Here is a 21,893-nt window from a genome sequence, read left to right as displayed (position 1 = left end):
TCTTGGGATCCGTTTAACCCGGCTCAATCCGATCGCCGCTTCAGGATCATTCTTTCCGATTTCGCCACACTCGTGTTCTTTGAAAAGGTCGTGGAGCGTGTTGCACGCGAAGCACCCGCCGTCAGCTTCGAATTGCGGCCGCTCGACGATGACCCCGATGAGCTTCTCCGGCGCGGTGACGTCGATTTTGTGATTCTTCCGGAATTTTTCATGTCGAGCGCCCATCCAAGAGCGGCGCTGTTCGACGAGACATTCGTTTGCGTGGGCTGCCCCACGAACAAGCAGTTGCCACGGCAGCTTACATTCGAGAGATACGTGTCGATGAAGCACATTGCGTTCAGGGTCGGCGGTGCGCAGATGCCATCCATCGAGGAACAGTTTTTGCTTGAGCATGGTCTCAAGAGACGTGTCGAGATCGTCGTGCAGGCCTTTAGCATGATCCCGCCGATGGTCTCAGGCACAGCTCGTATAGCGACAATGCCCTTCCGGCTGGTTCAGCATTTCAAAAAAACCTTTCCCCTGCGGATCATCGAACTTCCGCGGCCACTACCCACGTTCACCGAGGCCGTTCAATGGCCCACCCTTCACAACAGTGATCCGGCAAGCATCTGGATGCGGCAGATAATGTTGCAGGAGGCATCTCGCATGTGAAGTCGCGGGTTTACTCAGCGCCTCATACGGGTGCGAACCGGCGTGCAAAATTGGGTCTGACTCAAATTCGATGATTTTGCATGACGGCGTGCCACGTGTTTCCCCACGCTGACAGCCGGCAACACCAAAAACATGAAGTGGAAGAAGTACTTTTACCGCAAGCTGTGCGAGGCTGAAGGTTTTCGCCATGCACTGCATCGAATTGCGGGGATCCTGAGCGTGAGATAACTCGTCGCGTCATCCTGCCGACTTCCGGTAAGCCGCCTTACCAAGGGCAGGCGGCGCTTGGGATTCCGCCGCTGGAAAATCCGCCGCGCGGGTCTGTCGACGTTAAATCGCGGCTGGATCACAGTTGGTGAATACAACTTCGACATCGCCGAACGATCCTACTATTTCGGGCCGAATCAAAAGCCGCGGGGCATGTTCGGCCCCGAGCTTCATGTAAGAGATCAGGCGCGCGATCCGCCCGATGCTCGCCGCAAGACAAAGCTGCATAGACCGCACGCTCTGACGGTTAGCAGCGGCCGTGTGGCAACGTAGCGTGTTCTCGCCTGTTGGAGGATCTTTCAGAATTCAGGTGGTTATACCCACACTGCAGCGACATTGTCGCCATGCCAGAGCGGTCGACGGCGAGGCGGTCCGGTTCGGTCCCGCACTCTTAGGTTCTCTCGTCGGCACCATCATTCGAAACGCCCCCGCCGGTCGAAATCGACCGGACAACAACGTCCGATCACCCGGAGACGAGGCCTGCAACCGCCAAAAATCGTGTCAGGTGGTCTGGGGTTCGCGCTTCGGGCCGAGCAAGAACACTGTCAGGGCGGCGAGGAACGAGGCAACGGCGCTGTAGGCAAGGGCACTGGCGACGCCGGCATTGTCCATCAGTAGTCCGCCGAAAATCGCGCCCGCTGCGATGGCTACCTGGAAAGTTGCGGCCATCAGCCCACCGGCGCTTTCGGCCTGCTCGGGAGCGGCGTGCAGCACCATCCATGTCTGCAGTCCCACCGGCACCGCGCCGAAGGCAAAGCCCCATACGGTAACCGCAATCGCCGTGGCCCAAGCCGATGCTCCCAGCGTCAGCAGCGAGACAGTGGCCATCGCTATGAGCAGGGGCGGCAGCGCCGCGGCTGCCTTGAGGCTGTGCTCGGCCAGGAATGCGCCGGCCAAATTGCCGAAGAAGCCGCCGATGCCAAAGGCGAGCAACACGAGCGAGATCGTCTCGATATCAAGCGCGGGAAACTTCTCAAGGAAGACGCGGATATAGGTGAAGCCGGCGAAGTGCCCGGAAGCGACCAGCAGGACGACCAAGATCGCGACTTTGATCATCGGATTCTTGGCCACATCCAGCAGACTGCGGAAGCTGGTCACTCCAATCGGAGGCAGCCTCGGAATGGTTATGAGTTGCACTACCAGCGTAACGGCGCCGACGACTGCAGCGATCATGAAGGCGGTTCGCCATCCCCAGATGTCGCCGACATAGGCGCCGATTGGAGCCGCGCAAACGGTAGCGCAGGTAACGCCGGTGAGGATGATCGACATGGCGCGCCGCAGGAGGTGACTTGGAACGAGCCGCATCGCCAGCGCTGCCGAAATCGACCAGAACCCTCCGAGCGCTATGCCTAGCACGACGCGGGCGGCCAGGAGAACCGGCAGCGACCCCGCGACGGCCGATAGAACGTTCGACAGGATCAGCAGCAGCGTCATCGCCCATATGACGATCCTGCGGTCCAGGGGCTTTGTAATGATGGCCATCGTCGGCGCCGAGATCGCCCCCACAATGGCGGTCGTTGTCAGCGCCTGTCCAACTGCACCCTCGGTGATAGAGAGGTCATGCGCGAGCGGCGTCAGCACGCTGGCAGGCAGAAACTCTGCCGTCACAAGCCCGAAGGTGCCTAAGGCAAGCGAAATGACCGCACCCCATGCGGGACCAGACCGTTGATCTGGCTGTTCTGGGTCATGCAGAACTCCGTCCATGAAGCCTGTCGCGGATTCGGTCATCAACAGGTCTCCAGTTTGGATGTGCTGCAAACTCGGGTGGCTGCGTTTGACCCGCATTAACGCCAGAAGCGCCAGTCCCCGCGGCATTGCACGGACGAGAGGATGTTCATCGCTTCGCGACATTTTGTGACGGTGGGGTGCGCAAATCGACGGCCCTTTCCTTGGGCCGGACGACGATGTCATCATCGGAAAGCACGTCATCTTGCGCGTCGTCGGCGATTATCGCCTTGATCCGATGGCGGACAGCTTCGGGGGACCGCGCGTCGCCACCTTGGGAAGACGCGCTCGCGACGGTGAAAAAATACCTCAGTTCGAACACTTCGCGCGGGGTCAGCATGTATTTGTTCGACGTCACCCGGCTTACCGTCGCCTGATGCACGTTGATCGCGTCGGCGACAGTCCTGAGACCGAGAGGCCGCACTTGGTCGACGCCGTGTTCCAAAAAGGCATCCTCCTGGCGGAGGCGGGTAAGCGACAATTGGGCGAGCGCCACGGCTCCGTCAGTCTCGAACCAGCCATCGCAAATCAGATACCGGAGCAGGGACGTCTGGAGGGGACGTTCGGCGCAAATGTGCACGGTCTCCTTGGGCGCTTGTGTGGAACTTCGCGTTTTTGCCATGGTTCTGTTCATAGCTTTCTACGTGCTTTGATGGGCTCTAACGGATAACAGCAAGCGCTATGCCATTTCACTTGGGGGCACCGAATCGGACTATCTTTTGCCGAAGCCCTGTCGGCTTGAGCAGTGGCGCCGTGCCTTGACCGACACCGCGCGCGCCGCACAATCGCTTGGTCACCCGGACCGAGCAAAGGTGCTGTACTGTCGGAGTAGTCAGAACTTCCGCACCGGCTAGGGAAGACGAAAACCGTTCCCGACGGGCCGAGCCGATGCATTGCCGCACGCCGGCGGGCACTCCATCGACCGCGTAAGGCTTTGTCTCTAGCGTGTAATTGCGTGCGCAGGCTGGCAACTTGCGAAGACGCGGCCGTCGCGCCTCTACGGTCGCGCTGTTGCTTCTCCCCCTGTCTAGGAAGGCCTTTGACACCTTCGAGCTCTTCAGCACGGCGCGCGCCGGTCTCCACGCGGTGAGGATCGAGTTCGGCTGGGCGTCACGGTGTTTGCATGATCGAGATTCCTTGATTTGCTCCCTCGTGCGCGCCTATCCGAAAACATTGTTGTGTCCCGAAGGCCGGACAAGAATGTCGCAAGCGCGACCAAAAGATCGCCACGGCGCGGGGGCAATTGCGACCAGTGGCCTTCTTCGGAAATCGGGGGAGGAATACCCTTTCCTCGTCGACTTCGGACGTGGGCTCAGCTGTGCCCGCCGCGCCGCTAGGAACGACCTAGCCTTGGCGGATGGCGGCTGGCCGATCACCCGGGCATGTCCGCGTCGATCAAAGGAAAGCGTCTTGTCTCAGCCAGGCGGACCTTGCGAAGGCCATCGGTATCAATGTGGTTTAATTCCTCGATCACGCCGAGACGATCGGTTTCGCTCCACGGGAACCTGCTGGCGCGGATTTCGACCAAATTCCAACCGAAAACACACGAAACGCGGCGGCTTTCGACCGCCGATCAATGGGCCAAGGCCCGGTCGCTGTTTACCCCCGAATGAGTCCGCCATGCCGAGGCGGCTCGTCGATAGCCGCGGGTTGGCGCCTCTCCGGGGCGCGTTGGCTGCACGTTCTGCCCCCTTGGACCCCGCTTCCGGCAACATCCGGCCGCCAAAGCTCGCCCTTGTCAGTACTCGATTACCACGCCGAGATGCCTGCTGGGGCTCCCGGTGCACGGGCACATTTATCGATCCGGCACGGTTTTGAGCGTGCGGAACCCCCCGCACGCGTTCCGATCGCTTGTTGTGCTCACCCGATCACGCGACCTGTCCCCGCACGTCTTGAGGACCATTCCCCTGCGGCTGGCTCATTGACCTATGGGCGATTCCAGTCCGCCCGAAACCCTCGCCATCAGCTTTTTTCCCCGCCGCATGACGCGGCTTCCTCGCGCCGCTTCGCTTCAAAAAAGCTGCCCGCTCGGGTCCTTCGCTGCCGCTGCGGCCCTGCCGGGTTCGGGCGGTCCGGACGCGCCCATCACGGTCCGCCATCGCAGGGGAATGGTCCCCGGCGACAGCAAAAGGAGACAGGAAAATGACCGCGATCGGTTACGTCAACAAGCAGGAAAACGGCAGCTACAAAGGCCAGCTCAGGACGCTCAGCGTCCGCGCCGACATCGACATCATGCCCAATCGGAGCAAGTCCGCCGACAAACATCCCGACTTCCGGGTGCTGACGCAGGGCGTGGAGGTCGGCGCCGGCTGGATCCGAACCGGGGAGACTTCCGGCAACGACTATGTGAGCTTGTCCATCGCCGCACCGGAGTTCGGTCCGCGCAAGCTCTACGCCAATCTCGGCCGCGCCGCCGGCCAAGACGATCAAGACACCTACGCCGTCATCTGGAACCCGGCCGACTGACCGGCCGGCTCAAGCCCTCGCGCCGCAACTCGGCGCGGGGGTTTCCCGCCGACGCTTGCCCGAAGGGGCGGCGAAAACTCCCACCCGACTCTTCGCCCGTCCCCACGACGACCTCGCTCGCCGATCCTCGTGGTCGCTTGTCCGAAGCGAAACGAGGACCATCATGGACGACGAAAACGACCGCGCGGCCCGCGCCAAGAAGGGCAGTCCGTTTCTGAACACCGCGCAGGCTGCCTTCTATATCGGCCTGTCCCAGCGCACCCTGGAAAAGATGCGGCTGACCGGCGGCGGCCCGAAATACCGCAAGCACGGCCGCTATGTCCGCTACCACATCGACGAACTCGACGACTGGTCGAAAGGCCGCCCGGAACCTGGCTCCGACGATGACAAGGGCGGTTCCGGCTCAGCCGACGAGGGAGCCCGCTCATGAGCCGGCGGCCTTCCATCCATCTGATCGGCAGCCGTTTGCGGCGCGTTCGGGCGCGCAAGGCAATCGCCATCGCCGCGATTGGCCTGAGCCTGACAGGCTTCACGGCGCTCCCAAAGCCGTCTCCCTTGCTGGTCTGGAACGCCTCGGCCAGCGCGCCGGTCGGTCTCTATCGCGTTGGGTCTGGCACGCCTGCGCGCGGCGATCTTGTGCTCGCCCGCCCGCCTGGCTTCGTTGCCTATCTCGCCGACCAACGCGGCTATCTGCCTCGCAATATACCGCTGGTGAAGCGTCTCGCCGCGCTGCCGGACGAGCATGTCTGCGCCTTTAGTAATGCCATCATCATCGGCGGCGAGATCGTCGCCCGTCGGCTCAAAATCGACACGCAAGGCCGTCCGCTGCCCTGGTGGAACGGCTGCCGAGCGCTCGCCCATAACGAGGTTTTCCTGCTCGGCAACGAGAAAAATCACTCCTTCGACAGTCGCTATTTCGGGCCGGTGCCGGCCGAAAACATCATCGGAAGGCTGGTGCCGCTATGGACCGAGTGACCCTCCTGATGCTCGGCATGATCGCCGTCGCGCCATGCGCCTGTTCCGCCTCGACCGGCGCTGAGCCAGCCGCCATCTCCCAAAGTCCGCAGCTGCAACGATGGCAGCACTTCGTATCGGAAGCAAGCGCACGCTTCCACATTCCCCAGGCCTGGATTTGCGCCGTCATCGATGCCGAAAGCCGCGGCAAGGCCGTCCTCGATGGCCGTCCCATCACCTCCCGCGCCGGCGCCATGGGCCTTATGCAGGTGATGCCCGGCACCTATCAGGAGATGCGCGTCGAGCACGGGCTGGGAGCCGACCCGCACGATCCGCGCGACAACATCTTGGCCGGAACCGCCTATCTCAGCGCCATGAATGAGCGTTTCGGATTCCCCGGCCTGTTTGCCGCCTACAACGCTGGACCCGAGCGCTATGAAGGCCATTTGAAGCTTCGAAGGCCGCTGCCGAAAGAGACCGTTGCGTACCTGAAACAGCTTGAGGCGACCGGGATTTCGGCGGCCGACATGAACGAATTCAAAGGCCAATCCACAACTTCAAAGGGGCGGAACGCTCCCACCGGACGCTCTTTGTTCTTCCTTCGCGACGGTGTTCGCGCCGGCGAAACGAATGGCGGCCTGTTCGTGCCGCTCGGCAGGGATCGCGCGCGGCCAAAGAAGCACAATGGCTAGCGATGTTGAGGGCATCCGGGAGAGGCCAGGGACGCTTAAGGCGAGGGGCGCGTAAGGCAAGATAAAGGCACCGCCTCCATGAGGCGGCGGAGCCTTTGTCTGCACATCGTTTTTGCCGGAGGCTGCCGGCGGCGCCAGGAGGGTGGGCCAGCGAGACTCAGGTTTCGCTTGAATTTGCCCGGAGGCTGGTATGCAGGACGATGAGTTCAGGCCGAAGCTCGGCAAGATCGGCTCGCGCGGCTCGAAAGCAGGCAAGCGCTATGCCGGCCAGGTCAAGGCAGCGATCAACCGAGCCGGCGGCCGCCTCCAGCGCGGCGGTCGCTTCACGGGGAGCCGGACAGGCCGCGGCGGGGCGGCGGCCGCGCTGCTCAAGTCACGCGACCGGTATGCCGCCTTCCGGCAGCGGCGGGTGATGGTCAAGGCGCGGATTGTGAAGCTGGCCGGCAAGGGTGCGGACGGAGCGCGTGCGCATCTGCGCTACATCCAGCGCGATGGCGTCACCAGGGAAGGCGAACCCGGCAAACTCTATGGCCCCGGCAGTGATCGCATCGACAGTAAGGCCTTCGTCGATCGCGCGGATAGCGACCGGCATCAATTCCGCTTTATCGTCGCACCGGAAGACGGCATTGAGTATGACGACCTCAAGCCGCTGACGCGGCGGCTCATGGCGCAGATGGAGGAGGATCTCGGCACCAGGCTCGACTGGGTTGCCGTCGACCATTTCAACACCGGTCATCCGCACAGCCACATCATCGTTCGCGGCAAGGACGACCGCGGCGAGAATCTCGTCATGGCTAGGGAGTTTATCTCGAGTGGAATCCGCGAGCGGGCGGCCGAGCTGGTCGGCCTAGATCTCGGTCCGCGCACCGACCGCGAGATCGAGCAGCGCTTGCGCCAGGAAATGGATCAGGAACGCTTCACCAGCATCGACCGGCGGCTTCTCAGGATGCGCGACGGCGATGGGCTTGTTGTACCGAACGTCCGCGACGCGTTTCGCCAGACGTTGCACCAGGGACGCTTGTGCAAGCTCGAGCGCATGGGGCTCGCCGGAGAGATCGACTCGGGCCGCTGGCGCCTGGATGATGAGCTTGAAGCGACGCTGCGCCGCATCGGCGAACGCGGCGACATCATCAAGACAATGCATCGCGAGCTGACCGGCAAGGGGCTCGCCCGCAGTGCTGCTGACTGTGTGATTCACGATCGATCCGGGGAGCCGGCCCAGCCGGTCGTTGGCCGCGTTGTCGCGCGCGGGTTGGGCGACGAAATCAACGACCGGCATTACCTCATCGTTGATGGCCTGGACGGCAGAAGCCACTACATCGACATCGGCAAAGGCGAGGCCACCGCACCAACGCCTGACGGCTGCATCGTCCGTGTCTTGCCGAGGAACACCGAGCCCAGGCAAGTCGACCGCACCATCGCCGAGATCGCCGCCGCCGATGACGGCCGCTACAACATCGATATTCATCTAAAGCATGACCCGTCCGCCACCGAACGCTTCGCCGAAACGCATGTCCGCCGGCTGGAGGCGGTCCGGCGCGCTACTGGGGGCCTGGAGCGCGAGCCGGACGGCACCTGGATCATCGCGCCGGATCATCTACATCGCGTATCGGAATACGAGCGGCAGCGGGCTAGGGCTGAACCTGTCATGGTCGAAAAACTCTCCTCAATGCCACTCGAAAACCAGGTCGGTTTCGATGGCGCCACCTGGATCGACCATGAGCTGGTTTCCGATACGCCGGAGACCTTGCGCAACTCCGGCTTCGGTCGCGAGGTGCGGGAGGTGCAAGCCCGCCGGCGCCAATGGCTGATTGCACAAGGGTTCGCCCGTGAAGAGCAGGACCGGATCGCTTATCGCGCCAACATTATTTCCATCCTGCGCCAGCGTGAGCTGAACCGTGTTGCCGGTCAGATGTCGGGCGAACTTGGTCTTTCCTATACCGAAGCGAAGCCCGGGAGCCGGATAGAAGGCACGCTGCGCCGATCGGTCGAGCTTGCCAACGGCAAATATGCCGTCATCGAGAAGTCGCGCGACTTCACGCTCGTGCCATGGCGGCCGGTGCTCGATCGTCACGTCGGCAAGGAGGTGTCAGGGATAATGCGCGGGGAGGGGATTTCATGGACCATCGGGCGGCAGAGGAGCGGGCCGAGTGTTTCGTGACGTGGCTGCACGGAATCTTCGTCCGCGCAGCAGAAAGCGTGCTCCGTCGAGAGTTGCATGATTAGCCGGCTTACTTAGTTATGGATATCGTGATGAGTTAAACGGCTGATAATGCAAGATTATCATTCATTATGTGTTGCCGACAGGCTGTGCGTTTGGCGCAAAACTCATGGCAAAAAGCGCACAGGCGCTTTACCCTCCAGAGCATGATTCGCCTCGATCCCGCGACCGCCAGCCCCACCGCGCCGCCGACCGTCCCGGCCTGGGCGCTGGCCGCTGGCGGCGCGCCGAGCGACGCCGGCGCCGCCTTCCAGGCCGGCGCCGCCCTGAGCGCGCTCGACAGCCTCGCCCGGGGGCAGCCTGCCTGGGCCGGGGCCTGGCGGCATCGGCTGGCGCTTCGCTGTGCCGCCGCCAGCATGCGGCTCGCCGGTCGCGCCGAGGGTGAAGCCGCCTTGCGCGACGCCTGGCAACTGCGCCCACCAGGCGCCGATCCCGGTCCCGCCGGCGCCATCCTCGGCGCATGGCGGCAACTGGCCCTGCAGCCGACCGCCAACAGCGCCGAGCGGCTCGAAAAGATCGTCGACCAGCTCGGACTCCATTGGGACGAGGCGGCGCTCGCCGACCTCAGCACGGAGATCGAAAAACTGGCCGGGTTGCAGCGGCCGGCGCCGTTCGCCGCCGCGGCGATTGCCGCTCACGTCGTCGCCGTACGCCCCGACTGCGAGCTTTTTGGCTGGTGGCTCGCCGATCTGGTGCTGGCACAAAGCCTGCGCTGGCCGCGGTCGCTGCCGCTGCTGATGGCTCAGGCCTTTGGTCCGGCTTTTCGCCGCGAGCCCGGCGGCAAGCGCGTCCGACCCGGCGAAAAAAGTTTCGAGCGCACGGTTTGCCTGGCGCTGGTTACGGCGGCGGCCGATGCCTGCCGGCTGGCCGCCGATGTGTCGCGTCGTGCCGAAAAGCTCATCGCCATTGCACCAAAATTGCGCGCCAAGGGCGCCGGCGACGTAATCTTTCTGCTGCTCAGTGAAGACGCCGTCTCCGGCTCGCTGACGACGAAGAATCTGTCGCGTTTTGCGGCGCGGCGGCTGTTCGAGCGGTTGCAGCAACTGGATGCGGTGCGCGAGCTCTCGGGTCGCACCACCTTCCGGCTGTTCGGGCTATAACGATGAGCGAAGCCTCCGCACGCAGGAAGCCAAACGTTCAGCCGGCTTTGCTGGATACCGAGCTGGAGCACCTGCCGCCAGAACTGCGCTGGCGCGAATGGATGGGCCGCGTCGAAGCGGTGATTTTTTCCGCCAGCGAACCGGTGACACGTAGTGTCCTCGCGCGGGTGGTGGGAAGGAATTGCAATCTCGAGCTGATCATCAACGACATCCGCGCCGAACTCACCGGCCGCCCCTATGAACTGGTCGCGGTCGCCGGCGGCTGGCAGCACCGGACCAAAAAGGCCTTTGGCGACGTTATCCACGCCGCCTTCGGCCAGCAAGGCGGCCAGGGCGAAAAAGAACTGTCGCAGTCGGAGGCTCTTGTCCTCATGTGTATCGCCTATTTCCAGCCGATCACCCGTGGCGAGCTGTCGTCCTTCTTCGGCAAGGAGGTGTCGCGCGACCTGATCGCCGTTCTGCGCGGGCAGGACCTCATCGCCTCGGGGCCGCGCAGCCCGCAGCCGGGGGCGCCCTACACCTATTTGACGACGAAAACGTTCCTGTCGCAGTTCGGGCTCGACACGCTGCGCCAGCTGCCGGATTTCGAGGCGCTCGAGGACGCAGGGCTGCTGTCGAAGAACAAGCTGCTGGCGGGCGACATTGTGCCCGACTCATCTCATCATAGAAACGCTGACGTCGGGATTGAGGATTAGCTGCCTGCTGCTGTGCAGTAGCCGCTGGCCACTGCGGATGTTCGCGGCCTTCTCGATAGACTGACTGCTCCAGCAGGCAGCGGCCAGGAGTTCTTGGCGCCGTCGTTGCGCGAAATTTGTAGGCATATTTCGGGCAAGGAGCGGTTCATTCGAAACGCTCGTCTCGGCGGCGGTCGCGCTGTGTCTCCCACCGCTGTTCCTCGGCAACCGCCTCCATAAGGCCCTTCTTCGCTTGTTCGACAGTCGATCACGGCGGCGTCACCGCCAAAATCCAACTCATCCAGCATACGCGCGTTCGACTCGATGATCGCAGCGCGCGAGCCGCTCCACATCCGTGGCCGGAATCGCCGCAGAAATTCGACCAGGACTTGCACGGGGTTAGGGGCCAGCCGCGCCGCAGGGGTCCATTGCCGCCGCGCTTTTTCCTCCGGCCGGCGGAACAGCGGGATTGTCGCGGCGGCAAGCTAATGCATCGTCCGCAAAATGCGTCGATAGCTGTGCATCTTTAGGATGCGTGAATGTCCCCACGGGAAACCCGCCGCTGCTTCATGTGTAGAAGGTCCCTCGCCATCGTTGTGGCAGGCATCGTAGAATTCCTCCGACTGAGATTTTGGATTGCCGTCCACTGCTTTCACGTAACTGAAGTCGGTAGAGGTCGCTTTTGGTCGAGCAGGTTGGGTAAAGCCATCGCATGCAACGCACTTTCTCTTATTCAGCCAGCGCAGTATTGTCTACAAGTGTCCAATGCAGTGAGCGAGCGCCAATGTTCTACCTTGCACAGTATCCGGAAGATCCCCCAGGTTATGCGGAGCCCCTATCCACTGCCGCTGCATGGGAGCCGTGGCTGAACGCAACAATACCCGCGAGCCTCGACGCCGAAGTCCAGAACCGTCTACGTTCCAACCTTAAACACATACTCGTCGGCCTGGAGATGAAAGCTGCCTTGATCGTGCCTCATGCTATGCGAGTTTCAAAGAAGGCGGTACTCTTTGAATCTTACAGTCAGCTGTTGACATTCGAGTTCTGTGTCGGAGTGTTCTCGGTCTGCGAGGGCATTGGTTCAGCGCTTTGGCTTCGTAGTCAAAATAACGATGGAGCCGCCGCCCCAGCGATCGCGCCGAACGATTGGATTGGGGCTCTGGTGGCGTTGGCGGACCCGCATGGCGCGCTCGGCTTCGAAGCCAAGCTGCGCGGCGCAAAAGCCGTTCGGGACAAGATCCATCAGGATAGACTTGGCGCGCGTACGGAAATCGATTGGCACGCTTTCGATTACAACCACGCGTTTGTTCCTGCAAAGGATGCGCTTAGCATCGTGTTGCGCCTGCACGCGGCGAGCCTGCCCGCAAACACCAATCTGAATTGAAATCGCTGCCGTGACAGAAACCATAGCGACCGTACGACCAGGCCAGCGTTTCCATGCTTTCGTAGCTAATCTGGAACGCATGCTCGCGCACCGGGATGGTGTGATTGTGGAGTTTTCTCCGCGCTTGCGCGACAGGGACACGGGACGGCTTCGCGAACATGACGTCCTGATTGTCCGCGATACGCATCACGGGCCAAGCATAACCGCCATCGAATGCAGGGACCAAGGAAGAAAGGTAGGGGTTCCCCAGATCGAGGCTTTCGCTAAGAAATGCGAAAAGACCGGAATCCACCGCGGGATTGTCGTTTCTGCGAACGGCTTTACGAACACGGCACGCACAAAGGCTGCTGCATTGAACCTGACGTGTATGGAGTTGTCCGAGGCAGAGTCCTTCGAATGGATTGGCAACGTCACGATCGTCGGCCAGTTCTACAATTTCACCGCAATCGAAATTATTGTCCGTGTGGTGGAGGATGGCAGAAGGGCCGCAAATCCCTCGAAGGTGTATAGCGCGGACGGCTCGCTTTACACCGGTGAGGACGCTCGATCCCTCATCCTGGATCACTTACCACCCGAAATCCGCAACAGCTCCAACCGCCATGCGCTGAAGGGTGAAATCGTTGTGTCGTTGAAGGGGTTTTCCGTTATAGACGCTTTGGGCCAGCGCTTGCCTGTGGAAGATGTCACGTTCAAATACTCGTTGGAAATCGAGGTCATCGAGCGACCGATCACACTTCATCGATACGCCGGAGAGAGCGCCGCTTTGGAGGTCGCTTCTGGGCAAATGACTTTTCCTAGCGGGCAATCGATGTTGGCTTTCGTCAAATCAAAGGAAGGCGTGATGGGCTACATCGTTTCCACAAACGCCTCAGAACACCGAGTTGCAGTCGGCGATCTTCCGGAAAGGCGGTTCACCTAGCTTCATCTTCTAGCGGTCGCGGGGACGTCCGTCATGTTCCGTTGGAGGGCGCGACCAAATTCCATGCCGATAATTGGCCAGAGGTCCAGCCGTTCTGACTCTGGGCCGAGCGCGGCCCAGAGTCAGTTCGCTGCCTTGACTGGCATCGGCGTTGTTTCACTATATTCTCATTTATGTTGAACGGATTCGGAGACTTTGGTGCCAATTCTCGCTTCTGAAGCAGCTGTCGCCGGCAAATCACAAGATGTGATCCGCGAAAGCGTCTTCATCAGCCACGCGACGCCGGAAGACAATGCATTCACGCTATGGTTGGGAAATCGCCTCGACGCCATGGGCTATGACGTTTGGGCCGATATATTTCGACTCAAAGGCGGAGATAACTGGGAGGTTATCCTTGAACATGCGATCCGTAACCTTGCCGCAAAAGTTCTAGTCGTCTCCAACCCGGTCAGTGTGGCCAAGCAAGGAGTAAGAAACGAAATCAGTATTGCTCTGGCGACCGGCAAGGAAATTAAGGACGATAGCTTCGTTATTCCCTTGCGGACAGCGGAATATGAGTCCTCTTACCAGATCGTCCATGCCCAGCGCGTCGATTTTGGCGAAGGGTGGGCTCAGGGCTTGCGTGACCTGCTCGAAAGCTTGGATGCCGCAGGCATACCGCGCCGAGGCGTATCCGAGCGCTCCCAAATCTGGCGCGAGATTTCTCGACGAGAAGGGCGCGGTGTGGTGGAAACCAGCGAACGGTTGGTATCGAATTGGCTGCGGGTAAAGGCCTTACCGCGGGATCTACGAATCTACGACTTTGCTGGCGGGATTTCGATCGGTGCGAAGGATCGCGCAATAGAGAGCTGTTTACTGCCGCTGGTGCCTAGGGGGCGCGGGTTTCTCAGCTTTGCCTCGCCACCGTCACTGCATGAACACTTCGGGGACGATCTTCCCATAAGCATTATAGGAATAGTGGAAACGGAGGAGTTTCTTGCGAGAGGCGCGCCCGGCTATCGTATTGATGTGAGTGATGCGCGACGCCATCTCGTCGATCTGATGAGAAAAGGGTTCGATCGACGCCTCGAGCACACCGGGTTACGACCCACGGAAATGGCAAATGGCCGATGCATGTGGTGGCCTGAAAGGGATACGGTCGGGCTGGAGAAGAAAGCTTTTGCCTGGAATGACGGCCCATTTGGACGCCGCCAACTCGTCGGCCAATCCAAGGCGCGGAACGTGTTCTGGCATTATGGGCTCAGCGCATGGCCAGCTACCGCTCCGTTTATCCATTTTCGCCTATCCGGGCATGTGATCTTTACGGTGGATGGTCGGTCGACTGTCGGTGACGCGAGCCGCGTGCACAAGATGCGCCGGACCATGTGCAAGTCTTGGCGTAATGATCGTTGGCGCGACCTGATGCTTGCCTATCTGGCATGGGTCGCCGGCGATGCGTCCGAGTTGTCCATCGATATGGGCGGTGATGCCGTTATCAAGCTCGAATTGCCTCCAGTCCAATTCGACGTGCCGTTCGGCCTGGAGGGAGAAGCGATCACCGCCGAGGAGCATGAGGATGAGGAAACGCACGACATTCTAGCAAGCTCCGACGAGGAGCCGGACTTCAATGATGAGAATGACGCCGACATACTCGAGGATGAGGACTGACGCGTTGAGAGCCATTCATGTCGACGAGCCGATGCTCGAGTTTCGTTATGGCCAGCTTATGGTCTACCCGCGGGACGGATTGTTTCTGTTTGGTCCCGGCGATGGAGGACGAGCACCGATCAACTTCGGGGTGATCGGCACGCCTGCGGGAGTCGCTCGCTTCCGTCAATGGATGAGCTCGGTCGGCAAGTTCATAGAGGCCGCCAATGGCGACCCGCAGCATGTGCCGTTTCCAGGCTATGGCGCTGCCTTCGCGAGTGCCTGGCCCGACCAACCACCTTACGTCATCGATAGCATCGACCCCGCGGCCGTGTCTCGTGCGCTTCGCTTGGAGAACAGAAATGAGGCGATCAAGACCACTGTGGATCTGTACGTCGACCCGTTGGTCGCGGCCGCCAATCGCCTAGAATCCCCTCCGAATTTTTGGTTCGTGGTCATTCCCGAGGAAATCTACAGGCTGGGCCGGCCGCAATCGAGCGTGCCCAAGGCGGACCGGATCCGTGGATCGGTAAAGCTGTCGAAGTCCGCTGCCAGGGCTCTGATGGTGCAGCCGACGTTCTTTCCCGAGGATTTGGAAGCCGCGAAAATCTATCAGTATGCCACCCATTTCAGGCGCCAATTAAAGGCACGACTGCTCAAGGATCGGATCGTCACCCAGATCGTCAGGGAAACCACGCTGGCTCCGAACGATTTCCTGAACAACATCGGAAAGCCGCTTCGGCGGTTGGAGGATCCCGCAACTATCGCCTGGAAAATCTTGACCGGCGCCTACTACAAGGATGGTGGCCGGCCTTGGCAGTTGGCCAACGTCAGGCCTGGTGTTTGCTATGTCGGTCTAGCCTACAAGCGGCAGGACAACAGCTCCGATGACCGTTTCGCCTGTTGCGCGGCTCAGATGTTTCTTTCGAGCGGTGAGGGTGTCGTATTTCGTGGTGCGCTCGGTCCTTGGTTCCATTCCGAGTCGAGGCAATTCCATCTGAGCGAGGACGCGGCACGCAACCTAGTGGAAATGGTCGTCGGCGAATACAGGCTGATGCACGATGGACAGGCTCCCGCCGAGTTGTTCATTCATGCCAAGTCTTCGTTCGCGGACCCTGAATGGAAGGGCTTCGAGACGGCTGCTCCAGGCACCAACGTCGTCGGAGTACAGATTTCCGATGCCAAAGACCGTATGAAGCTCTACAGGCCCGGTCGATATCCGGTTATCCGCGGAACGGCTCTGGTCCTGCACGAGCGCCGCGCGTTCCTTTGGACGTCAGGATTCGTGCCCCGCCTTGATACTTATCTAGGGCCGGAAACGCCAAACCCCATAGAAGTGCGCATTCACCGCGGAGAGTGCGAACTGAAGACGGTTCTCAATGATGTAATGGGCTTGACGAAGATCAACTTCAATTCTTGTCTGCACAATGATCGACTACCGGTGACCATACGTTTCGCCGATGCAGTGGGAGACGTGATCCTCGCGGCACCGCAGAAGGGCGAGCCCAAGCTGCCGTTCAAGTATTACATATAAGACGAACTTCGATCGCCCCGGACAACTCCGTTTAGATCTGGCCGAGCAGTTGCCTCAACTGCCGATAGAACAAGCGCCGTCCGCTCTTGCGCGCCACTTCCTCGGTTACGTAGCGCTTGTTGTTGACGTATGTATCATGCGCGGTTTTGGAGATCCTTGCATAGATATCAAGCTCTTGCTGGCTTCGAAGATACGGCCATTTTTTTAGATATTCGGGAAGTGAGGTGTCATCACTTGCGTACGTGGCGATCGGGTAGTCCTTCTCGGTTGCGACACCGATTTCCCAAGGTACCCACCATGATCCCTTGGTCGCTTGCGACACCACTGCAAGCAATTGGTCGCACTTGTCGAGCTCGTCCCGGAGATGCTCGCCGAGTTGATCGCCTTTCTTGGAAGACTGAGGATCAACGACGTCAAGATAGGAGTCGATCGTATGATATATCCAGAGCCGCTTCGCGATCCAGGTGGCGAGTGCGGTATCGGTCTCCTGATGGGAGATGAAAATTTTCATGAATTGGAACCGTCCCATCGGACGTCGGTACTTATCAGGCCCAGCCCGATAAACTCCTGCCCCAGGCTTTGCGCCAGCGCCACTTCCGCAAACGGCTGATCCGTCGCTTTCGCCAGGAAGGTCACCGCCTTGTTCCCGTCGGATGCGACAAGCAAGTCACGAAGGCTTTTGCATACCCAAGGCCAATCCATGCCGTCGCCGGCTTGGTGGCCGGTCTCTCCCGCCCGGATCAAATCAAGTCCTCATCGACCAGCCGCCAATAGAACTGCCCCAAGGCCGTCAACTCCACCGATCCGGACCGCTCCGCAGTCCAATAGAGGTCGGAGCCGAGTTTCGGCATGAGGAGGCCAGCGAGTTGCAGCGTCTTGAATTTCTTGAAGGTCTCGACATTCGCGGCTTTCGCGGCACCGTTGGTTTCCTCGTAACTCATGTCCAGTCGATATTGGGCGTCCTTGGTGCTGAAGAAGTGAGGGAGCTCACGCAGAAGCGTATCCGGAACTTTGGGCGAACACAGACGAATGGGATCGAGCCTTGCGGCATGGGACTTGTAAAGCGGTCGTTGTGCCCAGGACCCGATGGCTGATTCAACGTAGCCGTAAATGGCCGCCGCGGAGACCCGCCCTCTGACATCCGCTGCGCCCCCGCGCAACGCACCCAGCACAAGGTCGGTGAACAGGCCGTGGCCATCTATCTCGCCAGCGGTTTGAGTGGGTCGCGATGCCGCAAGGATTGTAACGCCTTCGCGAAGGGTGGCTTGATAGAGTCCTGGGGTCTGCAGGCTAGGAGAGTTTCCGGCCGCGCCGCTGAAACAGCAGTCTAGGACGATCAGCACGGAGCGAGTAGGCGAATCATTGGCCAGCTGAACGATCTCATTCATGGGTAGGCCAAGGTCGTCTTCTTCTCCATCTTGAGTGACGAGGAAGCCGCCCAATTGGCTCGGCCCGCCATGGCCGGCAAAGTAGAAGACCGCGTCGCCCTTAAAGGAACCGAACAGCTCTTTCCATCGCGCACGCAAGAACGGTCGGGTAATGCGATCTGTCACCGAACTCGTAAACTTCCGACAGTCGAAATTCACCGAACCGTCCTCGTTGCGCGCAAGTACGGTCAACATCGAGTCCGCGTCCGCCACGCAACCCGAGAGTGGCGAAAAGTTATCGTACTGATCGATCCCGACGATCAAAGCCCGCCGGTCCATGCTAGAGGTCCTCAAGGAATGAGCTAACGTTGTCCCACGTCCATCCGACGACCTGCACGTATCGGAATTCGGAAGGCAAAGAATACGGCCGGTTGTCCTGAGTGGCGTGGACGCCCAGCACTGGCACCCTTTCCTGAAGCGCCGCGCGCACCTCCCAGAGCTGACCGTCAGCCTTGGCGGTGTTCTTTGTAACCATTGCAATCATTCCGTCACAACCTTTGATCCGAATTCGGCACTGGGTTTTCCAAGCCTCATCCCAAGGACGCTTGACAGACATGTCCACGAATTCGAATGGCGTGCGCTCGTTTCTGGCTTGCCCCACCATTCGCGTGCGAGCCCATTCGTCTTCGATGGCAAAGGAAATGAATATCCGATGGTTTCTTGCCACTTGCGAGTTTCCAATAACTAGTACGTACAACCCCAACGCACGATAATACAGCGATTCTAGTTGGAGGTCTTCCGACACTGCGGATAACCCGGCGATCGACGGAACCCTAAGCTGTCAAAAGGCGATCGATGCCATTTCTGGCAGATGGGCAGGCCGACATTCTTCGCAAGCGTGATGGAACTTGCGGATAGCCCCATCTGATCCTGTAGTGAGCATCCGAGGTACCACTTCCAACCCCTGGACCAGATTAGGCGTGACACAGCATGATGCACCTATTGGACCCGATATCTGACCTTGCAGGGCGCGCGCGAAGGCTGCGGACTGGCCGTTGGCAGCTCCATCCTGTGCACCGATGATCTTCGCCGGGGTTCATTGATCAAGGTGCTCGACGACCTTGAGACCCCGGCGCTCTATCCTTACTTTGTCATCCAGCCAGGCGGGGCCAAGCGGCCCGTCGCCGAGATCTTTTCAGCGATTCTGGTGGAGCAGCTCGACAATTTCGGCTGAGCCGGTCGGGACCTGCGATGGTTGCCCGCGCAGGAACAGGCGAGGTCTATTCGAGGTCCTCGCCGAAGATCAGCTTCTTCTTCCCGCCCGCTAGCTCGAAATACTCCGCCCGGCACGCCTTGCCACGAAAGGCAAGCATGGCATAGCCATGGTTGTAGACGCCCGGGCCGTTGCCGAGTTCTGTCCTGGGAATGATGGTCGGTGTGTCGCCCAAATCGCCAAGCGGCTCATAGATCTGGTCGAGCACCGAAACCGGGACGGCGCCGTGACCGACGCAGCGTCCGCGAGAAAGACCGGCGAACGGGTTGTAGATCGCCAGATTGTGCTCATGCCCCCAGAACCATGCAGCAATCGCCTTTTCGGCGGAGAGCCGTTCGAACGCTGTCAAAAGCTTCGGATTGACGGCGGTCCTCTTTCCGTCTGCCCCTGGCGCTCCAATGGCCGAGAACGCCGAAAAGAGCGGATGATGTGACAACAGGATGGTGCGCCCCGAAAATTCCCGGATGCGGTCGCAATGCCATTCCAGTTCCTCATCCTCAAGATACGTCAAGGCGTCGGCTATTCCGGACGGATTGTCGTCGTGCAGCCCGGTGTCCATCGCCAGCAACTGCCAGTTTTCGTCAGCTGACCGCAGGCAGAAAAAGCTCGCCGGCTGCTTAAAAGGCGAGGAGTTCAGTTGCTTGATGAGGTCATAGAAGCCCACACCGCCACAATACATGTCGTGGTTGCCGGAGAGCGTGAATACCGGCACGGCTGTTGCCTGGCGAAGCACCAGGTTCATCAGCTGCAGGAAATTCTGCGCGCATTCCGATGGCGTCCCGGAATAGTAGATATCACCCAGATGGACCACGACGTCGGCCTGGTCCGAAGCCAGCACTCTCAGCACCTCGACGGCCGGTCGGGCGCCTGTGCCCCAGTCCGCGAGTAGTCCGATCCTTGCATTTGCCTTGATTTCGATGACCTGAGCGCCGACCTGGGCCGGCCTGATATACGGGATCGGCTTTCGCATGCCGCTGGCGTCGAAATAGGCCCTGTACTCCTTGAGCGTTCCGAGCCATGCCGGGTCGCAGGTTCCCGCAGTGAACTCGTCTTCCAATGCAACGATCGAGGCCTGATTGCCAAGGGCGACGGCCTTGAGGTATCGCAGGCCCCACTCTGCGCAGGCCCTTGCGATTCCGAGCTTCGAGAGATCGCGTGCAGCAGGTGTTGCATCTTCTTCTCCGCGTTCGCGTCGAGCGATCGCGGTGGCGATTGCCTCCAGGTCGCTCTTGGCGGAAGACGCGATCTGACTGCGTGCACCGCCGCGCGAAGCGGATTGTTGGTCGATTTTTTTACCGACATCGACGGCGGCCGACTGGAAAAGCGAGAGCAAAGGGTCGCGGAAGGTTTCGAACTCTTTGGTCAAACCGAATACCCTCTGGACGCCAGCCAGCGCCTTATGATCGGAAAGTACTTTTCCACCTGCTCCCGGTCGCTCTGACGCTCCTGTTCGGGCAGGTCATCGTAGGCCATGGCGATCTGTCGCTCCCAACGCTGAACCAGATCGGCGGGAAGCACGAGAGAGCCATCGGGCAACCGTTCGCCCTTCGAGTGCACGAATATCTGCCAGTGTGCCCAGCGCTCATGCTCGAGAGCAGCCAGTTCTTCGATCAGGGTGGCCAGGTCGTTGCGGTGAGCATTGGTCATCGACGAACACTACCGCTAAATCAGCCGTCGGGCGACCAGGTTGCGATAGTGCTCGCCCAGAGCCGTCAGGTGGCACGACTTGCTGCTCATTGCGGCATGCCACATATGATCGGCGTCGACGGGCCTGACCAGATTAACTTTAACATAGTTCTGCAAAATTCTGAAAACAGCGGTCTTTGCCGGGTCGGGCGCTGGAATTTCTGCTGCATTCACAGGCTGGGCCGGGCGCTCAGGCTCATAGGCGGGATCCAGCTGAAAATTGTGGCCAGGTTGCGGGAAGATCTCGGCCAGGCGGCGAAGATCGTCCAGCGAAATCGGTGGCGCCGCTCTTCTGAGCGAAACGAAATTCTTCACGTTGGTCTTGAAAACGGGGCGCTGGCCCCATGGACCCAGCGATTGATCAATATGGGCGTAGGCGCTGCCGGGCGTGATGTCACCGACCAGATTCGCCCCCGCGCCGTTAAGGGCGTCGACCAGCAAATTTGTAAAGACGCCAGGAGCGCCATTGGCTCCTTCATAGGCGTATTGATCGGCCGTTGAGGCGGTCAGCAGCGTCATGCCCGGCCCGATTTCGGCAATGCCGCCGCTTCCCGCGCGGTCCCCGACCGCCCCGCTGTGGCAACTGTCAAGGATGATGATCTTGTTGGCGGCATGCGAGGAGCGGGCAAAAGTCATCACCTCGCTCAGCGGTATGCCGTCGAAGCCGTCCATCGCGTCGCTTGCGCAGACGAACCCGCCTGTCTCGTCAACGTAGCCATGACCGGCGAAGTAAAGCAGAGCGATCTCGGGATCGTCCTTGAAAAGGGCCTGGATCGCCTGGCGAAGGTCTGATCTGGTTACGGCATCATGGATGCCGCTTGCCGTCATCACATTGGGTGTGGCGAAGTTGACGCTGCCGTCGGCATGTCGGGCGAGCGCGCCGGCCACCGAGTTGGCATCCTGAACAGCGCCTTTAAGAGGCTGCAGGCGGTCATAGTGGTCGATACCGACAATGAGGGCTTTGCGCATCCAGTTCACAGGGAATCGATGAAACCGGCGATGGTTGTATCGCTCCACGGCAGGATTTGCACCCCGGCAAGCGCAGTGCGATCCGTTGCATAGGCCCAGATCCCGAGCAGTTTCTTCTGCTCGTCCTTCGCGCATTGGATCTCCCATTTCTGTCCGCTTGACGTGAGCGAATTCCTGCTCACGAGGGCGATCACCCCGTCGGAGCGGCGAATGCGCGTGCGCACCTTGTCTTTCCAGTCGTTTTCATAGGCTTCCTTCACCGACATATCGATGAACTCGAAGGGCGCCCTTGCATGCAGCGACTGCCCTTTCAGGAAATCGCGCTGCCGTTCGTCTTCCATGGCAAACGCCACAAAGATTACCTTCCTGCTTGTCATGGTGACCA

23 protein-coding genes and 1 pseudogene are annotated in these 21,893 nt (G+C 60.4%); 15 read left to right on the top strand and 9 right to left on the bottom strand.

Features of this window, described 5'->3' with window-relative positions; genetic code table 11:
* The 3 genes and pseudogenes from AC0L14_RS22235 to AC0L14_RS22225 all read left to right on the top strand — a co-directional run.
* Positions 1 to 651, top strand: a 651-nt coding sequence (locus tag AC0L14_RS22235) for a LysR substrate-binding domain-containing protein (protein ID WP_473750767.1), incomplete at its 5' end; no start/stop codon positions are given.
* 90 nt (positions 652 to 741) lie between these two features.
* Positions 742 to 1,010 (top strand): annotated as a pseudogene (locus AC0L14_RS22230) (nitrogen fixation protein NifQ); the annotation flags it as partial.
* On the top strand, positions 937 to 1,191 hold the full coding sequence (locus AC0L14_RS22225; RefSeq protein WP_473750766.1) for a hypothetical protein: 255 nt from the start codon (positions 937 to 939) through the stop codon (positions 1,189 to 1,191). The pseudogene AC0L14_RS22230 and the gene AC0L14_RS22225, both read left to right, overlap by 74 nt.
* Positions 1,192 to 1,419: 228 nt before the next feature.
* On the opposite strand, the gene AC0L14_RS22220 is transcribed toward AC0L14_RS22225, so the two are convergent.
* Together AC0L14_RS22220 and AC0L14_RS22215 are read right to left on the bottom strand one after the other, a co-directional pair.
* Positions 1,420 to 2,646, bottom strand: a complete 1,227-nt coding sequence (locus AC0L14_RS22220; RefSeq protein ID WP_473529172.1) for an MFS transporter — start codon at positions 2,644 to 2,646, stop codon at positions 1,420 to 1,422.
* A 106-nt stretch (positions 2,647 to 2,752) separates the two neighbouring features.
* Positions 2,753 to 3,139: an RNA polymerase factor sigma-54 gene (locus AC0L14_RS22215; protein ID WP_473750764.1), complete on the bottom strand. Its 387-nt coding sequence runs from the start codon at positions 3,137 to 3,139 to the stop codon at positions 2,753 to 2,755.
* A gap of 1,646 nt (positions 3,140 to 4,785) precedes the next feature.
* Between AC0L14_RS22215 and AC0L14_RS22210 the strand changes: the two genes are divergently transcribed.
* The 11 genes from AC0L14_RS22210 (at position 4,786) to AC0L14_RS22160 (ending at position 16,213) form a co-directional block, all read left to right on the top strand.
* Positions 4,786 to 5,109 (top strand): DUF736 domain-containing protein, encoded by a 324-nt coding sequence (locus AC0L14_RS22210; protein ID WP_473750763.1) that lies wholly within the window; start codon positions 4,786 to 4,788, stop codon positions 5,107 to 5,109.
* Positions 5,110 to 5,272: 163 nt separating this feature from the next.
* Positions 5,273 to 5,539 (top strand): helix-turn-helix transcriptional regulator, encoded by a 267-nt coding sequence (locus AC0L14_RS22205; RefSeq protein WP_473750762.1) that lies wholly within the window; start codon positions 5,273 to 5,275, stop codon positions 5,537 to 5,539.
* On the top strand, positions 5,536 to 6,084 hold the full coding sequence (locus AC0L14_RS22200; RefSeq protein WP_473529175.1) for a S26 family signal peptidase: 549 nt from the start codon (positions 5,536 to 5,538) through the stop codon (positions 6,082 to 6,084). Before AC0L14_RS22205 ends, AC0L14_RS22200 begins: the two co-directional genes overlap by 4 nt.
* On the top strand, positions 6,072 to 6,755 hold the full coding sequence (locus AC0L14_RS22195) for a lytic transglycosylase domain-containing protein (protein WP_473750761.1): 684 nt from the start codon (positions 6,072 to 6,074) through the stop codon (positions 6,753 to 6,755). The genes AC0L14_RS22200 and AC0L14_RS22195 overlap by 13 nt, the downstream gene beginning before the upstream one ends.
* Positions 6,756 to 6,945: 190 nt before the next feature.
* On the top strand, positions 6,946 to 8,916 hold the full coding sequence (gene rlxS / locus AC0L14_RS22190; protein ID WP_473750760.1) for a relaxase/mobilization nuclease RlxS: 1,971 nt from the start codon (positions 6,946 to 6,948) through the stop codon (positions 8,914 to 8,916).
* Positions 8,917 to 9,122: 206 nt separating this feature from the next.
* The gene (locus AC0L14_RS22185; RefSeq protein ID WP_473750758.1) at positions 9,123 to 10,076 is read left to right on the top strand and encodes a DUF1403 family protein; all 954 of its coding nucleotides are present in this window, start codon (positions 9,123 to 9,125) and stop codon (positions 10,074 to 10,076) included.
* A 2-nt stretch (positions 10,077 to 10,078) separates the two neighbouring features.
* Positions 10,079 to 10,771: an SMC-Scp complex subunit ScpB gene (gene scpB, locus AC0L14_RS22180; RefSeq protein WP_473750757.1), complete on the top strand. Its 693-nt coding sequence runs from the start codon at positions 10,079 to 10,081 to the stop codon at positions 10,769 to 10,771.
* A gap of 763 nt (positions 10,772 to 11,534) precedes the next feature.
* Positions 11,535 to 12,134 (top strand): hypothetical protein, encoded by a 600-nt coding sequence (locus AC0L14_RS22175; RefSeq protein ID WP_473750756.1) that lies wholly within the window; start codon positions 11,535 to 11,537, stop codon positions 12,132 to 12,134.
* Between the two features lie 10 nt (positions 12,135 to 12,144).
* The gene (locus AC0L14_RS22170) at positions 12,145 to 13,053 is read left to right on the top strand and encodes a restriction endonuclease (protein ID WP_473750755.1); all 909 of its coding nucleotides are present in this window, start codon (positions 12,145 to 12,147) and stop codon (positions 13,051 to 13,053) included.
* Between the two features lie 198 nt (positions 13,054 to 13,251).
* On the top strand, positions 13,252 to 14,700 hold the full coding sequence (locus AC0L14_RS22165; RefSeq protein WP_473750754.1) for a toll/interleukin-1 receptor domain-containing protein: 1,449 nt from the start codon (positions 13,252 to 13,254) through the stop codon (positions 14,698 to 14,700).
* Positions 14,701 to 14,704: 4 nt separating this feature from the next.
* Complete coding sequence (locus tag AC0L14_RS22160; RefSeq protein ID WP_473750753.1) at positions 14,705 to 16,213, top strand: argonaute/piwi family protein; 1,509 nt, start codon at positions 14,705 to 14,707, stop codon at positions 16,211 to 16,213.
* A 31-nt stretch (positions 16,214 to 16,244) separates the two neighbouring features.
* On the opposite strand, the gene AC0L14_RS22155 is transcribed toward AC0L14_RS22160, so the two are convergent.
* From AC0L14_RS22155 to AC0L14_RS22145, 3 genes are all read right to left on the bottom strand, one after another.
* The gene (locus AC0L14_RS22155) at positions 16,245 to 16,724 is read right to left on the bottom strand and encodes a toll/interleukin-1 receptor domain-containing protein (protein ID WP_473750752.1); all 480 of its coding nucleotides are present in this window, start codon (positions 16,722 to 16,724) and stop codon (positions 16,245 to 16,247) included.
* Between the two features lie 229 nt (positions 16,725 to 16,953).
* A complete protein-coding gene (locus AC0L14_RS22150) occupies positions 16,954 to 17,919 on the bottom strand; it encodes a caspase family protein (RefSeq protein ID WP_473750751.1) in 966 nt (321 codons plus the stop codon).
* A gap of 1 nt (position 17,920) precedes the next feature.
* Positions 17,921 to 18,307: a TIR domain-containing protein gene (locus AC0L14_RS22145; protein ID WP_473750750.1), complete on the bottom strand. Its 387-nt coding sequence runs from the start codon at positions 18,305 to 18,307 to the stop codon at positions 17,921 to 17,923.
* Between the two features lie 294 nt (positions 18,308 to 18,601).
* On the opposite strand from AC0L14_RS22145, the gene AC0L14_RS22140 reads away from it, so the two are divergent.
* Entirely contained in the window at positions 18,602 to 18,814 is a 213-nt protein-coding gene (locus tag AC0L14_RS22140) for a hypothetical protein (RefSeq protein ID WP_473750749.1), read from the top strand.
* Positions 18,815 to 18,860: 46 nt separating this feature from the next.
* On the opposite strand, the gene AC0L14_RS22135 is transcribed toward AC0L14_RS22140, so the two are convergent.
* From AC0L14_RS22135 to AC0L14_RS22120, 4 genes are read right to left on the bottom strand one after another with little or no spacing between them, the layout of a single operon-like run.
* Entirely contained in the window at positions 18,861 to 20,219 is a 1,359-nt protein-coding gene (locus tag AC0L14_RS22135; RefSeq protein WP_473750747.1) for a metallophosphoesterase family protein, read from the bottom strand.
* On the bottom strand, positions 20,216 to 20,500 hold the full coding sequence (locus AC0L14_RS22130; RefSeq protein WP_473750746.1) for a hypothetical protein: 285 nt from the start codon (positions 20,498 to 20,500) through the stop codon (positions 20,216 to 20,218). Before AC0L14_RS22130 ends, AC0L14_RS22135 begins: the two co-directional genes overlap by 4 nt.
* Before the next feature lie 15 nt (positions 20,501 to 20,515).
* The gene (locus AC0L14_RS22125) at positions 20,516 to 21,508 is read right to left on the bottom strand and encodes a caspase family protein (protein WP_473750773.1); all 993 of its coding nucleotides are present in this window, start codon (positions 21,506 to 21,508) and stop codon (positions 20,516 to 20,518) included.
* A gap of 5 nt (positions 21,509 to 21,513) precedes the next feature.
* Positions 21,514 to 21,885, bottom strand: a complete 372-nt coding sequence (locus tag AC0L14_RS22120; RefSeq protein ID WP_473750745.1) for a TIR domain-containing protein — start codon at positions 21,883 to 21,885, stop codon at positions 21,514 to 21,516.
* Positions 21,886 to 21,893: the final 8 nt, after the last annotated feature.

The sequence above is a fragment of the Mesorhizobium sp. WSM4841 genome (assembly GCF_055811515.1).
Note: the sequence above shows the minus strand (reverse complement) of the source record. Positions and strands in the feature narration are given on the sequence as shown.